This is a genomic window from Neorhizobium sp. SHOUNA12A (assembly GCF_023006505.1).
Lineage (GTDB): Bacteria > Pseudomonadota > Alphaproteobacteria > Rhizobiales > Rhizobiaceae > Neorhizobium.
Window position 1 is genome coordinate 31,934 of sequence record NZ_JALBGV010000006.1, and the last position, 15,355, is coordinate 47,288.

The following is a 15,355-nucleotide window of genomic DNA, read 5'->3' on the forward strand; positions in this document are numbered from 1 at the left end:
AGGGCACTGGCGATGAGACGGGTCGTTATCACCGGTACCGGCATGGTATCTCCTCTCGGATGCGGAACGGAAGTCAGCTGGTCGCGGCTGCTTGCCGGCGGCAATGCCGCCCGCGTCGTCACTGAATTCGAGGTCGAAGACCTTCCCGCAAAAATCGCCTGCCGCATTCCTGTCGGCGACGGCTCCGATGGCACGTTCAACGTCGACCAGTGGATGGAGCCGAAGGAACAGCGCAAGGTCGATCCCTTCATCATCTATGGCGTGGCCGCCGCCGAAATGGCGCTTGAAGATGCCGGCTGGCATCCGAAGACCGACGAGGACCAGATCGCCACCGGCGTGCTGATCGGCTCGGGTATCGGCGGCCTCGAAGGCATTGTCGAGGCAGGCTATACGTTGCGCGACAAAGGTCCGCGCCGCATCTCGCCCTTCTTCATTCCCGGCCGGCTGATCAATCTCGTCTCCGGCCAGGTGTCGATCCGCCACAAGCTGCGCGGTCCGAACCACGCCGTCGTCACTGCCTGTTCCACCGGCGCGCACGCCATCGGCGATGCGGCCCGGATGATCGCCTTCGGCGATGCCGAGGTGATGGTCGCCGGCGGTGCGGAATCGCCTATCTGCCGCATTTCGCTGGCCGGTTTTGCCGCCTGCAAGGCGCTTTCGACCCAACACAACGACGATCCGCAGAAGGCTTCGCGCCCCTATGACCGCGACCGCGATGGTTTCGTCATGGGCGAGGGTGCCGGCATCGTGGTTCTGGAAGAGCTGGAACATGCCAAGGCCCGCGGCGCCAAGATCTACGCGGAAGTGGTCGGCTACGGCATGTCCGGGGACGCCTTCCACATCACCGCGCCTTCGGAAGACGGCGACGGCGCGTTTCGCTGCATGACTGCGGCGCTGAAGCGTGCGGGTATTTCGGCGTCGGACGTTGACTACATCAACGCCCATGGCACCTCGACCATGGCCGACACGATCGAGCTTGGCGCGGTCGAGCGTCTGGTCGGCAATGCGGCCTCGAAGATCTCGATGTCGTCGACCAAGTCGGCGATCGGCCATCTTCTCGGTGCTGCCGGTGCGGTCGAGGCGATCTTCTCGGCGCTCGCCATCCGCGACAATATCGCGCCGCCGACGCTCAACCTCGACAATCCCGATGTCGAGACGGCGATCGACCTAGTGCCGCACAAGGCGCGCAAGCGCGAGATCAATGTGGCGCTGTCGAACTCCTTCGGTTTCGGCGGCACCAACGCATCTCTCGTGCTGCGCCGCTACGAGGCCTGATCTTTCGGGCCTGATCTCTGGCGCCTCGATCTTTGGGCCGAACTTTTCGGGCATGGATCGTTTCGGCCCCTGAAACATATGCCGGCTGGACTCGCGAGCCGGCTCGTATCATCTTCTGGACCTGTTTTTCGCCGCATTGGTTGGCCAAACAGCGGGTTGCAAGTCTTTGAGTCTGTAGGGGGCGTTAACCCCGGGGGGCGCGGTTGAACGATACGAATCATGTCAGTGAACTGCCGCCCGGCAATGGCAGGGGGCCGATTATTCCGAAATCGCCGAACGAGGCCCTGAAGCCCGAACGTGTTCCGGAACCGCCCCGCCGTTCCAAGAAGGCGCGCAGCCAGGTCGTCATCTTCCTGAATTTCGTGATGACCATGGTCGTCGTTCTCTGCGTGATCGGGATTGCCGGCTTCTACTACATGATCTCGGCGTTCCAGCAGCCGGGCCCGCTCGAAGCCAACACCCATTTCATGGTCCGCCCCGGCAACAGCAACTCTGAAATTGCCAGCAATCTGGAGCGCAACGGCATCATTTCCGATGCGCGCATCTTCCGCTACATGACTGCCACCTATCTCCGCAACGGCGAGACGCTGAAGGCCGGCGAATACGAGATCAAGGCACGCGCCTCCATGAAGGACGTCATGGGCGTGCTGGAAGGTGGCAAGTCGATCCTCTATTCCGTTGTTTTTCCTGAAGGCCTGACCGTCAGGCAGATGATGCTGCGGCTTGCCGAGGACCCGGCTCTCGAAGGCGACCTGCCGGCCGAACTGCCGCAGGAAGGCAGCCTGCGCCCCGACACGTACAAGTTCACGCGCGGCAATAAGCGGGCCGACATCATCCAGCAGATGCGCGTCGCACAGCAGAAGCTGGTCGATCAGATCTGGGAGCGCCGCGATCCCGGCCTGCCGATCAAGACCAAGGAAGAATTCGTCGTGCTCGCTTCGATCGTCGAGAAGGAGACCGGCAAGGAAGACGAGCGCGCCCATGTGGCCTCCGTCTTCATCAACCGGCTGCAGCGCGGCATGCGCCTGCAATCGGACCCCACGATCGTCTACGGCATCTTCGGCGGCGAGGGAAAACCTTCCGACCGGCCGATCTTCAAATCGGACCTCGCCAAGCAGACGCCCTACAACACCTACCAGATCAAGGGCCTGCCGCCGACGCCGATCTCCAATCCCGGCCGCGCGGCGCTGCAGGCCGTGGCCAATCCCTGGCGGACCAAGGACCTCTATTTCGTGGCCGACGGCACCGGCGGTCATGTGTTCGCTGCGACGCTCGAGGAACACAATGCCAACGTCCGCCGTTGGCGTAGAATGGAATCCGAGCGCGCCGCCAACCCGGAAGTGGTGGACGGCCAGCCGGATGGCGACGAAGCGGAAAAGCCACCGAAGAGCAACTGACCGCTTCCTTTAAAGCATGATCTGGAGACACCGATGACATTGCAGTCCATGACCGGTTTTGCCCGCAGCGAAGGCACGAGCGGGCGCAACCGTTACGCATGGGAACTGCGCTCGGTGAACGGCAAGGGCCTCGATATAAGGCTGCGTCTGCCGCCCGGCCTCGAACGCCTGGAGCCGGACGTCCGCCGGCTGATCACGGAGAAATTTTCGCGCGGCAATCTGCAGGCGACCCTCACCCTCACCGTTGCCGAAACCAAGGTGGAGGCGGTGCTGAACCGCGATGCGCTGGCTGCCGTGCTGGCGCTGCGTGCCGAACTCGGAGATCTCGTCGATCCGTCGCCGCTCAGGCTCGACACGCTGATGGGCATTCGCGGCCTGGTCGACATCCGCGAGGCGGAAGAGGACGAGGAGACGGTCGCAGCCCGCGACGCTGCGATCCTCACGAGCCTCGATGAGGCGATCGGCCATCTGCAGCGGATGCGCGAAGGCGAGGGCACGGCGCTTGCGGCTGTGCTGAAGAGCCAGGTCGCCCGCATCGCCGAGCTCGCCCAAGTCGTCGAAACCGATCCTTCCCGCACGCCGGAAGAGATCGCCCGCAAGCTCTCCTTCCAGCTCGCAGCGCTTCTCCAGGAGGCGCCGACGCTCGACCGCGACCGGCTGCATGCGGAGGCGGCGCTGCTTGCTACCAAGGCCGATCTGCGCGAAGAGATCGACCGGCTGAAGGCCCATGTGGTGGCTGCCAACGAGCTTATAGACAAGGGCGGCCCGGTCGGCCGGCGGCTTGATTTCCTTGCACAGGAATTTAACCGGGAATCGAATACTATCTGTTCGAAGTCCAATTCGGCCGCGGTCACCTCCGCCGGCATAGAGTTGAAAGTCGTCATCGACCAGTTCCGCGAACAGGTCCAGAATCTGGAGTAAGACATGAGCCCGGCCCCATCGTCCCAGGGCAAGCCGTCCTCGCCCGTGAAGATCGCCCGACGCGGGCTGATGCTGGTTCTTTCCTCGCCATCGGGCGCCGGCAAGTCGACGATCGCCCGCAATCTCCTGGATGCGGATCGCAGCCTCGAAATCTCGATCAGCGTCACAACGCGGGCCAAGCGGCCGAGCGAGATCGCCGACAAGCACTATCATTTCATCACCGTGCAGCAATTCGAGAAGATGCGCGACGCCGGGGACCTGCTCGAATGGGCCGAGGTGCATGGCAATTTCTACGGCACCCCGCGCGAGCCGGTGGAATTGGCGATGAGCGAGGGCCGCGACATGCTGTTCGACATCGACTGGCAGGGCGCCCGCCAGCTGCAGGAAAAGATGGCGGCCGACGTCGTCTCCATCTTCGTGCTGCCGCCGACCATGACCGAACTGCAGTCGCGCCTGCACCGCCGCGCCGAGGACTCCGAAGAGGTGATCCGCACGCGGCTCCTGAATTCCCGCGCCGAGATCGAGCATTGGCGGGAATACGACTACGTCATCGTCAACGACGATCTCGACGAGGCTTTCGGGCATGTCAGTTGCATCGTCAACGCCGAACGCATCCGCCGCGACCGCCGCCATGGCCTGTTCGATTTCGTCAGCGAACTGCTGACGGAAGAGCCGAAGCTTTAAGCTATTCGAAGGTCACGTTGCGGAGGAGCTCTTAGTAGGACGGCTTCCAGCAAAGCGTGGACAATGTAACAAAGCAGACGGCCAGGAAGGCGATCACCGTGTTCGCCGCATGGGAGTATTCCCATTGCTGTCTCAGCGCTTGCCAATTTGCAGGAGCAACGGTCCAATTCTGTGTCGCCTGATTGGCCGGAAACGTCCAATGATAAAAGATGATGATCATCGCGGAAAAACAAGCGACGGCGGCCACGGAAAATCCGAGGGACCGCGCCTGCGAGCGGACAAGAAATGCGAGCGCGATGTTCAGGATCAACGCAAGTGCCCATAACGCCCCGAGAGCGGCCCACCCTCGGTAGATCCCCTGCACGGTGAAATACTCGGCCTGCGGCAAGTCAATCTTGTTGGGCAGAGCGGCAAGATGCGCTCCCGCCGGAATCAGCGTAAGCGCAGAGACGATGATTGTCAGAAACTGAACAGTTCTAATCACCATGCCAGGCGTCCTCAGCTCTTAAATTCGAACGAGACGGAACACCAAAGGTTCCCGGCAGGCTGAAACGCGGCTGCCCATTCTAGATCCAAAGCGGAGAAAGATGCGGCGGTGGCCAGCCCGGGGACTTCAAAGATGGCCGTTGATGGAAGTGGTGGCAAAAAAGAGCCTTGTCGAATTTAGTCGTCGGGTGTAACTGGCAAATATCGCGAAAAGCGACTGCTTCCCTTGATCCGCTCAGTGGCGGAGTAAACAGGTGGACGAATTGTCGTCCAGGTGGTCAAGCACACGCCATCCATGCCCTTTCGAGCGTGGATCGGCCAGCGTTCCCCAGAAAAGAACGCCTGACGTCCGTCAGGCCTAATCGCGAGCGATGGCGCCTGGCGGCGCTTGTATGCTCGCGTCCACCGGAGCGTGCCATGAACAGATCCCTCATCGTTATTTTCACTGCCATCGTCCTTGATGCCGTTGGCATTGGCCTCATCTTTCCGATCCTGCCCTCGCTGCTGCAGGACGTCACCCACACCGAAAACGTGGCTCCCTATATCGGCATCATGACTGCCCTCTACGCGGTGATGCAGTTCATCTTCGCACCGGTGCTCGATTCGCTGAGCGACCGGCTCGGGCGACGCCCGGTGCTTCTGATCTCGCTTGCCGGCGCGGCCATCAATTACCTGTTCCTCGCCTTTGCGCCCAGCCTCTGGATGTTGCTGCTCGGTCGCGCCATTGCCGGGTTGACCAGTGCCAACACCTCGGTGGCGGCCGCTTACATCACCGACATTTCTCCCGAGGATAAGCGCGCCCGCCGCTTTGGCCTGTTCAACGCCATGTTCGGCATCGGTTTCATCGTCGGCCCCATTCTTGGCGGCGCCCTTGGTGATTATTGGCTGCGGCTGCCCTTCATGGCGGCGGCCATGCTCAATGCCTGCAATCTTCTGCTGGCGTTCTTCATCCTGCCGGAGTCGCGCACACCCAAACGGGAGAAAATCGACCTCGGAGCACTCAACCCGCTGTCGCCGCTGCGCTGGGTGTTCTCGGTGAAGAGCCTGCTGCCGCTCATCTTCATCTTTTTCGTCTTCAGCGCCACCGGCGAGGCCTATGGCACCTCCTGGGCCCTCTGGGGGAGCGACGCTTTCCGGTGGAACGGGCTTTGGATCGGTCTTTCGCTCGGCACATTCGGTGTCTGCCAGACGCTCGCCCAGGCGTTCCTTCCGGGACCGGCGGTGAAGCTGCTCGGCGAGCGAACTGCCATTCTGACGGGTGTTGCCAGCGCCTGCATTGCATTGACCGTCATGGCCTTTGCGACCGAGAGCTGGATGATCTTCGCGATCATGCCGGTTTTCGCCCTCGGCGGCATCGGCGTTCCAGCACTGCAGTCTCTGGCGACCCGGCAGGTCGACGAGAGCCAGCAGGGCCAGTTCCAGGGCGTGCTGGCCTCGGCCGTGAGCCTGGCCTCGATCGTGGGACCGTTGGCTTTTTCCAGCTTCTATTTCGTCGTGCGGGAGCAATGGCCAGGTGCGATCTGGCTATCGGTGGTCGCTGTCTACGCCACCAGCGTCCCGCTGGTTCTCGGTTTACGTCTCAAGAAACCGGCAACGGCCCTGGTGGCGTAGAGGACTGCTCAAAGACAGTTCGCCAGCCTAGCGAATTCTTCGACCCCGCTCGCATCAGGGCCATTCGCCGATTTCTTGGCTAGCTGACTGATGGGTTTGCCGGTCAGGCGGCACGCTCTAGTGCAGCCCGGATCTGGGCTTCGGTGGAGGCGATCGCAGCCTTGGCAGCGTCCGGGCTGACGAGTGTCCCTTCCACGCGGACCACTTCGATATCCGTCAGTCCTATAAAACCGAGAAGATGCACGAGATAGGTGGTCTGGAAGTCCAACGGGGCGTTCCTGCCTTCCGAAAAGACGCCGCCAGTTGCGGTCACGAGATAGACTTTCTTGGCGGGCAACAATCCCATCACACCGGTTGCGTCGTAGCGAAAGGTGACGCCAGGCCAAGTGATATAGTCAAACCAAGCCTTGAGCTGCGTCGGCGGGCCGAAGTTGATCATGCCCGAGCCAACGACAATTACGTCGGCAGCCTGGACCTCATCAACGAGGGTTTGAGCGAGATCGACGGCTTCGGTCTGTTCGGGTGTACGTGTCTCGGGCGGCGCAACGCGGCCGTCGATATAGGCGGCTGTGATATGCGGCAGAGGGGCCGCCCCAAGATCACGTTCGACAATTGTGCCGGCAGAACGGGCGCTGAGGCTTTCAGCGATGTCACGAGAAAATCGGGTGGAAAGGCTTTGAGGACCGCGTGGGCTGGAGGTGACGAGGAGGATGTTGGTCATTGGTGGCTCCTGGGAGAATAGAGTAGTATCAAATTGTGACCAACCCTATTAAGATAACTATTTGACCGCCCGCAAGAAGGCACATTCATGACACTCGGTGACATAGAGTTTCCTACCCCAAGCGAAGACGCTGACTGCCGTCCCGTTCGGGAAATCCTCGATCGCATCGCCGATAAATGGAGTCTTTACATCTTCGTGGCCCTGAAGGATGGGCCGGTCCGCTTCAATGCATTGCGACGGCAGATCGACGGGATCTCGCAGCGGATGCTCACGATTACGCTTCGGCAATTGGAACGCGACGGTTTGATCAGTCGCACCCACTTTCCGACGATCCCACCGCGCGTGGATTACGAACTGACTGCGGTCGGCAGGTCGCTTCTCGCCCCAGTCATGGCCTTGATGACCTGGGCAGATTCAAACCGGGATGTGATCGAGCAGGCGCGCTGGCAATATGACCAAACTAGATGAACCTGAGCGGAGCTGGCGCTTGTCGCTCATCTGTCGCTAAAAGACTGCGAATCCGCCGCAATGCTGAAGGGCAAAGCCGCTCGTCTACGCCAAGATCGCCAACTGCAGATTCGGGCCGAAAGCGGTCTTGGCCGGAGCTCAGAGACAGTTCGCCAACCGAACGAACTCTTCGACCGACAGCGTTTCCGCCCGCCTCGCCGGATCGATCCCGGCTTTGACAAGCAAGGCCTCGCCACCGAGTGACTTGACGCTCTGGCGCAGCATCTTCCGGCGCTGGCCGAAGGCGGCGTGGGTGACGCGCTCCAGCTTGGCGACGTCGCAGGGCAGGGGATTTTGGCGCGGCGTCAGGTGGACGACCGTGGAGGTGACCTTCGGCGGCGGCGTGAAGGCCTGCGGCGGCACGTCGAAAACCATGTGCGCATCGGTGCGCCAGCCGGCGAGCACGCCGAGGCGGCCGTAATGATCGTCCTCCTCGTCGGCGACGATCCGTTGGCCGACTTCCTTCTGGAACATCAGCGTCAGGCTTTCCCAGAAGGGCGGCCATCGGTCGGGCGAAGGCAGCAGCCAGTTGATGAGAAGCTGGGTGCCGACATTGTAGGGCAGGTTGGCGATGATCTTTACCGGGCCTTCAGGCGCGAGTGCCGCGAAGTCGGTCTTCAGCGCGTCGCCTTCGATCACCTCCAGCCGGCCGGGGTAATGCTCGCCGATTTCGGCGAGTGCCGGCAAGCAGCGGCTGTCCCGTTCGACCGCGATCACCTTCTTGGCGCCGAGCGACAGGATGGCTCGGGTCAGGCCGCCGGGTCCGGGGCCGACCTCGAAGACGGTCGCATCGCCGAGCGGTCCGGCGCTGCGGGCGATCTTCTGGGTGAGATTGAGGTCGAGAAGGAAATTCTGGCCGAGCGCCTTCCTGGCGTCGAGCCCGTGACGCTGGATCACGTCCCGCAGCGGCGGCAAGCCGTCCAGAGTGGCCATCAGGCGGCTTTCGAAGTGAGAGCGAGATTGCCGGCCAGCTTGATCGCCTCGACGAGGCTGGTTTCGCGGGCCACACCCTGGCCTGCGATACCGAATGCCGTGCCATGGTCCGGCGAGGTGCGGATGAACGGCAGGCCGAGCGTGACGTTGACGGAGGTGTCGAAGCCGAGCGCCTTGGCGGGGATCAGCGCCTGGTCGTGATACATGCAGATCGCCACGTCGTAGCGAGCGCGCGCCTCGTCGTGGAACATCGTATCGGCCGGCAGTGGCCCGAAGACGTGCAGGCCCTCGGCCCGCAGCTTGAAGATCGCCGGATGGATAATGTCCTGGTCCTCGCGGCCGATCGCGCCATCCTCACCCGCATGCGGGTTGAGGCCGGCAACCGCAAGCCGCGGCTTGTCGATGCCGAAACGGGTCTTGAGATCGTGATGGGCGATACGGCAGGTCTCGGCGATCAGGTCCGCATTGAGGGCCGCCGGGACTTGGCTGATCGGGATATGGATGGTGACGGGGATCGCCCTAAGCTTCGGCCCCGCCAGCATCATCACCGGCAGGATCTTCTTGCCCGTGGCGCGCTCGGCAAGGTCGGCGAGAAATTCCGTGTGGCCGGGGAAACCGAAGCCGGCCTGGTAGAGAATGGATTTGGCGATCGGATTGGTGACCGTGCCGGCGGCCTTGCCTTCGAGCGAGAGCGAAACGGCGGTCTGGATTGCCTGGATCGTCCCCTTGGCGGTTGCCACATGCGGTTCGCCGGCGGCGATTTCTGCGCCGGCGGCAATTGGCAGCACGGGCAGGGCATCCTGAAAGATCGACATCGCGCTGTCGCTATCCGCCTCCCGAATCGGCACGTCGAGGCCGAGCAGCACGGCGCGGGCCCTGAGCACGGCCGGATCGCCGAGGAAGAGGAAAGGCGGCAGGTCGTATTTCTGACGCGAGGCCCAGGCGACAAGCGTGATATCGGGGCCGATGCCGGCAGGATCGCCCTGGGTCAACGCAAGCGGACGGTCGAGAGGCATTACGGCTCCGGGAATGACTTAAGTGTCGAGGTCAGCGATATTCTTAGCGATACTCGATCTGTGCCTTGCTGCGCAGGTCATCGAGATATTTCTTGTCGTTGGGGTCGGGAGCGCCCTTCTTCTCCTTGCCGAGGTCCTCGGCGCGGAACACGACTTCCGCCGCAAGATCGTCCGATACCTGGCGCTGCTTGCAGATGGCCAGAAACTCGACACCACGTTCGGTGACGCGGGTGCCAGTCGTGCCGCCATCGGCTGTCTTCTCGATCAGCGGTTTCCAGTCGGCCGGCAGTTCGGGGGCGAGAACGCGGCCGAGGTCGCGGATCGACACGTCCAGCATGGTCGCGGCGAAATCCTTCGACTGCTCGCAGCCCGGGAATTTGGAGCGTGCGGCGTTCGCTTCCTTCTGGCGTTTGGCGAGAATGGCATTGCGCTTGGCCGGGGGCACGACGAAGATTACCTGTTGCAGGAAATATTCGGTGGTGACCGGCTTTTCCTTGTTCTCCATCATGCGCTTGACGAGTTCCTGGCTCGACATGCGGCCGCGCGAGCCGCCGTAACGGGCGTTGACCAGCCGCGGCCAGCTCATCTGCACGGCGATGTAACTCTTGAAATGCTCGACGCCGACGCCGGCTTTCTCGAGGATCTGGCTCATCTGCGCCACGCTCAGCTTGTTGCCGGCGGCAAACCGCTCGAAGGCCTTGTCGACGTCCTCGGTGCTGACCGACATTTTCACGCGGGAGATTTCCTGGCGCTTCAGCGCCTCATCCACCAGTACCTCGCGCGCCGTCTTGGCATCGGCCTTCTGACGCTGAAGGCGCAGGAAGGCGACGCGCTTGGCGACATCGCTGCTGGTGATCGCCGTCCTGTTGACGACGGCTGAGACTTCGCTTGCGGCCTGCGCCTGCTGGACGCCGGGCTGGATGACGACCGAGGCGGCCAAAGCGGCCGCGGCCAGCATCAGCTTGCGCGTTGCGGTCATTGCGAACATGATACCAATCCCTTTTCCCGCCCCGGTGGGTACTTGAACCCGCCCAGCCTCGCCTTTCATACTCTATCCGCGACCGCTTGCACAATTCTTGCGGCGAAACGATGACGCTTCACCGAGCGGACGAACCGCCACATCAGTTGCGGTAGTCCTGGTCGAATCCTGTGGTAGAGCCGACGCTGATATCGCCAAGTGTGCGGAAACTCAAGCGTGCGCTGACGGTCCAGTCGTTGGCAGCCGTGTCCGACGGCTTGTCCGTGTAGGCGAGCGTAAAGATCGTGCACTCGTCCGCATAGCTGATGCCAATGCCGCGCCGGATCAATTGCTTGTCCACAAGGTCCCAGGTCGCGGTGCCGGCAAGCGCCCAGTTTTCGTTGATCCGGAAGCTCATCGAGTGCTTCAGCACGTCCCTCGCGTCGTCCGAACCGTATTCCGGCTGAGCATCGACCTGCGTGTAGACCAGGGTGCCGCTTACCCGCGGCGTCGTATAGCCGAGCGAGGCGTCGGTGCGCTTGATCGCAAATGTCTTTTCGTCGAAGCGGGCGTTTGCCCCGATCGTAAAGCCCCGTGGCAGATCGATGGCTGCCATCGCGACATAATCGGACCGCCGCGTTTCGAGACCAGAATCGGCACCCGCCTGAACCAGGTCCTCGGTGGCGAACGAGTTCTGGCCGGCAATCTGATAGGATTGGCCGACAACGCTGCGCACGCCGATGCCGTTCGCGAACGTACCTGTATAACGAAGGCCGACATTGGCGCGTGTGCCGCCTTCGACACGGTCGAAGCCCGAAAACTTGTCACGCTCGAAAAGGCTGGTGGCGTCGAAGACGAAGCTCTGCGCATCCTCGTTCGGCAGCCCGCCTGCCATCTGCTCGTCGGGACGCGCGAAGATCTGCGCAATCGGCTCGAGGATATGGCTGCTGTTTTCGGTGGTCAGCAGGATCGGATAACGCGCCTCGAGACCGGCCGTGAGCATGTAGCGGCCGTTGGCGCCTTCAGACTCCATATCGCCGAAATAGGCACCCGGAGTGCCGGAACCGGTATGGCGGATGCCGTCGCCGCGGGCTGCGAGGATCGGCGTCAGCAGCAGGCCGTCGAGCGTATTGAAGGTGCGCTTCCATTCGGCTTCCACGGTCAAGCGGCTGTAGCTGCCTTCAAGGCCGGGGAAACGGCTGGTCGTGCCGTCCGTATACCAGTCGTCTTCGCGACGGGACAGATTGGTGATGTTGGAGGTGACCGAAAGCTCGCCGCCGAAGATCGGTTCCGGTGCGTAGTAGGTGTAGTCGAGCGAGGGGTAAGCGATCGCCTGCTTCTGTTCGGCCGTATTGCTATAGGTGTCGTCCTGAATGTTGAAATAGTAGCCACGCAGGTCGAAGTAGTTTCGCTTCCCCAGCCCGGTCAGGTGGACATCGTTGGTGAATGTGCCGCTACTGACACCAGTCAGTTTGTAGGTCCGCGAGAAGTTGTTGTCGCTCTGGGTCATGACATTCCAGCCGAATGTCCACCGCGGATTGATCCTGAACTCACCCTTGGAGGCGGCCATGAAGCGGTTGTCCGCGGCACTGTCGCTGGTATTCGGATCGAAGGCTTTCGGATCGTTCTGGTGGATGCCGGCGAAGCGGAACGTGTGCTCACCTGTCTCGAACTTGTTGCGGATCTCGCCCTGGAGCAGCAGCCCCTGATTGGAATAATAAGTTGGGCTGAGCGTCGCATCCATGCTCGGCGAGAACACGTGATAGTAGGGCACGGTCACGCCGAAGCCGAGATTGTCGCTCGCGCTGTACTGCGGGAAGAGAAGGCCCGATTTGCGCTCGACCGTTTCGTCCGGCACCTCGATAGCAAACGGCAGACGACCGATCGGCAGGCCGAACAGTTCGAATTGGGCGTTTTCCAGGCGAATCGTATGGATCTGGCCATTGCGGACGACACGCTGCGCCTTGACCTGCCAGAGCGGAGCTTTGCCGGGCGTCTGGCTGCAGGGAAGGCAGGCGGTGTAGACGGTGTTGTTGAGCACCATCAGGTCGCCCGGCTGGCGCTCGGCGCTCTCGGCGGCAAGGCGGGTATTGTCGGTGGTTTCGACGCGAAGCGCGTTGATAAAACCTTCGCCGAAGCTGTCGGTGACGTCCATCTGCTCGGCGTAGACACGGCTGCCGCCCGGCTCGATCAGTTCGATATTGCCGGTCGCCATGACGCGGCCGCTCTTCTGATCGTACTGAACGCGCTGCGCCACCATCTTGTAGCGATTGTAATAGATCTGCACGCCACCGGTTGCGGTGACCAGCTTGGCATCCTGATTATAAACGAGTTCATTGGCGCGCAGCAGCATCTTGGCGCCGTCCGCTGCCTGAGGCACCAGACCTTGCGCCTGCACAGCCGTTGCGGATACGCCGAATACGCATACAGACACACCTGTCAGCAGGGCGGCGGCGAGCCGTCTTATATGTTTGCGGTCACTTACCGCCACTAGCCATCCTCCTGATGAAGCAGAATTGTTGTCCCCAGCGCCGTCGCAACGATCACTGGAATCCAGACCGCCACGAAGGGAGGAATTGCCCCACTGCTCCCGAATGCCTTCACAAGCACTGTGACGACATAAAGCACGAAGCCAGAAACTATTCCACCCAGAATCACGGAGCGGGACTGGGCGAACCGGCTGAATTTTAATGAAACTGTTGCGGCAATGAGAGTCATTGCCACAAGCAGGATCGGTAGGGAGAGCAGCGAATGGTACTGCGTCTCCAGCGCCTTTGTGGGAATGCCGAACGATTTGCTGACCTCAATTTTTCTGGAAAGATCAAAAAACGCAACAGTATCAGGCTGCGCCAGGCTCTCTTGAATGTATTCCTGCTTCAAGTTGGTGCGAACCTGTGCTGTCTCGCGACGCACCGGAATTTCTCCCGGCCGGTTTTCCAGAACCTCTTTAAGCAGCCAGTAACCATTTTCCAATTTTGCGGTCTTGGCGTCCTGCCGCAGGGCTACGCGGCCCTCCTTGTCGAACTGGAAAACCACCACGTCGACGAGCAGTGTTCCCTTTTCCTGATAGCTCTTGGCGCCGATGATCGTATCGTCGTCGCCGCTGATCTGGCGGATCCAGGGGATGAAGGCGGATGCTCGGGACCGGTTGCTCGCCTCGCGCCAGCTTGCCTCCATGGAGGCTGATTCGCGCTGGCCCCACGCGGCGAGCGGATTGACTACCAGCAAGGTGGCCAGCCCGATCAGAAACGCTCCGATGACGAAGGGCGAGACGAACTGCCAGATCGAAATGCCGGCGGCACGCGTTACCACCAGTTCGTAGCGGCGATTCAGCGCGATCAGCACAGTCATGCCGATGAAGAGGCTCAGCGTCGGGATGATCTGCTGCAGGATGAGCGGCACGCGCATGGCGGTCATCAGCAGCCCGGCCGAAACCGTATAACCGGTAAAGCCCGACATGCGGCGGCTGGTTTCGCTGAAGTCGGCAAGGAAGATGATGGCGCCGGCGCCCAGCAGGAACCACAGCGCAGTGATAATATAGCGGCGGAAGAAATACCGCCCGAGCGTAGTGAAGATCATGCCGCACCTCCACCCGAAGTCCGCGAGGCGGGTATTCGGCGCTGCAGGCTGCTGGCCAGGCGCGACATGAAGCGCGGCGCCGAGAACTGCCGGTTGGTGGCAAGCATGAAGATCGAGATCAGCGAGAAGACGATCGGCACCGCATAGGGAAGCGGGGTATAGAGCGGATGACGTTCGACCATATTGGTGGCCGAGAAACCGAGCCAGCGCACGCAGAAGGCAAGAAACAGCGCAAATACCATCGGATGGACCCGGGTCTGCCGGTGCGATCGGGTGCTACCGGCGATGACCAGCGAGATCAGCGCGAAACAGATCGGAAAGAGCCAGTCGGACAAGCGCCTGTGCAGTTCCGACCGATAGGCATTGGGCGACTTCTGATAGAGCGGATCGTTCGGATCCGGTTTCAGGAGAAAGGAGAGGTTGCGGTCGGACGAATATTGCGGCAGGCCGCCTTCTGCCTTCGCCATCGCTGACAGATCGAAGGCGTAGGAGACGAACTTGACGATCGAGATGCGACCGTCGGCGGCTTTGCGATGGACCTCGCCGTCGCGCATGGTAAGCGACGTGCCGCTTTCGTCGATCGATCCCTCACGGGCATAATAGATGAGGTCGAAATTCGGGTCGCGATAATCGACGACGAACAGGCCCTTGAGCACGCGACCGGAATGGCGCTCCGAAATCTGCACGTAGAGGCCGGGCTCGATGCTGCGGAAGGTCTTCTCCTCGATGACCGAGGAGAGCAGGTCCGCATAGGCGGCTGCGACCATCTGGCGAGCTGCGACGCGCGAAGGCGGCTCGACGAAATTCGTCACCAGGAAGGAGAACATGCTGAGCGCGATCCCGAGCATCAGCACCGGCCGGTAGATGATGTTGCGCGATGCTCCGGCCGCGTCGATGACCGGCAACTCCGAATCGTTGTTCATCGCCGTCAGCGTCTGGGTGATGCCGATGACGAGCGCGAAAGGCAGCACGACGGGGATGATGGTGGGCAGGATGAAGGTAGCAAGAGTCGCGAACGAGCTCATCGACTGGCCGGTATCGGTGACCAGGTTGATGCGTCCCAGCACCTGGATGGTCCAGATGATGGTGAGCACCGGCAGGAGCGTCACCAGGAACATCTGAAAAATCCGGCGCAATATGTAGACTTCGAGAAGCTTCATTCCAGCCTGGATACCCTGCACAACGTCACCCGGGGAATGGTGACAGCTTGTTGCCCCGAGATGACGGTCGCGCCTATCTAAGCGATTGATATCAGCATTGCGACAGG

The 15,355-nt window shown here is 61.7% G+C and carries 14 protein-coding genes; 6 read left to right on the forward strand and 8 right to left on the reverse strand.

What is annotated here, in order from left to right; translation table 11 throughout:
• The first annotated feature begins 12 nt into the window (after nt 1-12).
• The 4 genes from fabF (at nt 13) to gmk (ending at nt 4,277) form a co-directional block, all read left to right on the forward strand.
• Nucleotides 13-1,275 carry a beta-ketoacyl-ACP synthase II gene (fabF, locus tag MOV63_RS04550; protein ID WP_038541672.1) on the forward strand — a complete coding sequence of 421 codons (1,263 nt, stop codon included), beginning with the start codon at nt 13-15 and terminating at the stop codon, nt 1,273-1,275.
• Between the two features lie 203 nt (nt 1,276-1,478).
• Entirely contained in the window at nt 1,479-2,672 is a 1,194-nt protein-coding gene (gene mltG / locus MOV63_RS04555; RefSeq protein ID WP_247031986.1) for an endolytic transglycosylase MltG, read from the forward strand.
• 33 nt (nt 2,673-2,705) lie between these two features.
• Nucleotides 2,706-3,593 carry a YicC/YloC family endoribonuclease gene (locus MOV63_RS04560; protein WP_247031988.1) on the forward strand — a complete coding sequence of 296 codons (888 nt, stop codon included), beginning with the start codon at nt 2,706-2,708 and terminating at the stop codon, nt 3,591-3,593.
• Nucleotides 3,594-3,596: 3 nt separating this feature from the next.
• Nucleotides 3,597-4,277, forward strand: a complete 681-nt coding sequence (gmk, locus tag MOV63_RS04565) for a guanylate kinase (protein ID WP_038541680.1) — start codon at nt 3,597-3,599, stop codon at nt 4,275-4,277.
• Between the two features lie 31 nt (nt 4,278-4,308).
• Here the strand turns inward: gmk and MOV63_RS04570 are convergent, their stop codons facing one another.
• On the reverse strand, nt 4,309-4,764 hold the full coding sequence (locus MOV63_RS04570) for a DUF1772 domain-containing protein (protein ID WP_247031990.1): 456 nt from the start codon (nt 4,762-4,764) through the stop codon (nt 4,309-4,311).
• A 416-nt stretch (nt 4,765-5,180) separates the two neighbouring features.
• Between MOV63_RS04570 and MOV63_RS04575 the strand changes: the two genes are divergently transcribed.
• Nucleotides 5,181-6,374 (forward strand): TCR/Tet family MFS transporter, encoded by a 1,194-nt coding sequence (locus tag MOV63_RS04575; protein ID WP_247031992.1) that lies wholly within the window; start codon nt 5,181-5,183, stop codon nt 6,372-6,374.
• A 103-nt stretch (nt 6,375-6,477) separates the two neighbouring features.
• On the opposite strand, the gene MOV63_RS04580 is transcribed toward MOV63_RS04575, so the two are convergent.
• Nucleotides 6,478-7,095, reverse strand: coding sequence for an FMN-dependent NADH-azoreductase (locus MOV63_RS04580; protein WP_247031994.1), 618 nt, complete (start codon nt 7,093-7,095; stop codon nt 6,478-6,480).
• Nucleotides 7,096-7,182: 87 nt separating this feature from the next.
• On the opposite strand from MOV63_RS04580, the gene MOV63_RS04585 reads away from it, so the two are divergent.
• Nucleotides 7,183-7,563 (forward strand): helix-turn-helix domain-containing protein, encoded by a 381-nt coding sequence (locus MOV63_RS04585; RefSeq protein WP_038541693.1) that lies wholly within the window; start codon nt 7,183-7,185, stop codon nt 7,561-7,563.
• A gap of 138 nt (nt 7,564-7,701) precedes the next feature.
• Here the strand turns inward: MOV63_RS04585 and rsmA are convergent, their stop codons facing one another.
• The 6 genes from rsmA to lptF all read right to left on the reverse strand — a co-directional run bounded on the left by rsmA (nt 7,702) and on the right by lptF (nt 15,248).
• Entirely contained in the window at nt 7,702-8,535 is an 834-nt protein-coding gene (gene rsmA, locus MOV63_RS04590; protein WP_247031996.1) for a 16S rRNA (adenine(1518)-N(6)/adenine(1519)-N(6))-dimethyltransferase RsmA, read from the reverse strand.
• Nucleotides 8,535-9,551, reverse strand: coding sequence for a 4-hydroxythreonine-4-phosphate dehydrogenase PdxA (pdxA, locus tag MOV63_RS04595; protein ID WP_247031998.1), 1,017 nt, complete (start codon nt 9,549-9,551; stop codon nt 8,535-8,537). The genes rsmA and pdxA overlap by 1 nt, the downstream gene beginning before the upstream one ends.
• Before the next feature lie 43 nt (nt 9,552-9,594).
• Nucleotides 9,595-10,509: a peptidylprolyl isomerase gene (locus MOV63_RS04600; RefSeq protein WP_244447512.1), complete on the reverse strand. Its 915-nt coding sequence runs from the start codon at nt 10,507-10,509 to the stop codon at nt 9,595-9,597.
• Nucleotides 10,510-10,672: 163 nt separating this feature from the next.
• Entirely contained in the window at nt 10,673-13,000 is a 2,328-nt protein-coding gene (locus MOV63_RS04605) for an LPS-assembly protein LptD (protein WP_247032000.1), read from the reverse strand.
• Complete coding sequence (gene lptG / locus MOV63_RS04610; RefSeq protein WP_247032002.1) at nt 13,000-14,088, reverse strand: LPS export ABC transporter permease LptG; 1,089 nt, start codon at nt 14,086-14,088, stop codon at nt 13,000-13,002. Before lptG ends, MOV63_RS04605 begins: the two co-directional genes overlap by 1 nt.
• The gene (gene lptF / locus MOV63_RS04615; RefSeq protein WP_247032004.1) at nt 14,085-15,248 is read right to left on the reverse strand and encodes an LPS export ABC transporter permease LptF; all 1,164 of its coding nucleotides are present in this window, start codon (nt 15,246-15,248) and stop codon (nt 14,085-14,087) included. Before lptF ends, lptG begins: the two co-directional genes overlap by 4 nt.
• Nucleotides 15,249-15,355: the final 107 nt, after the last annotated feature.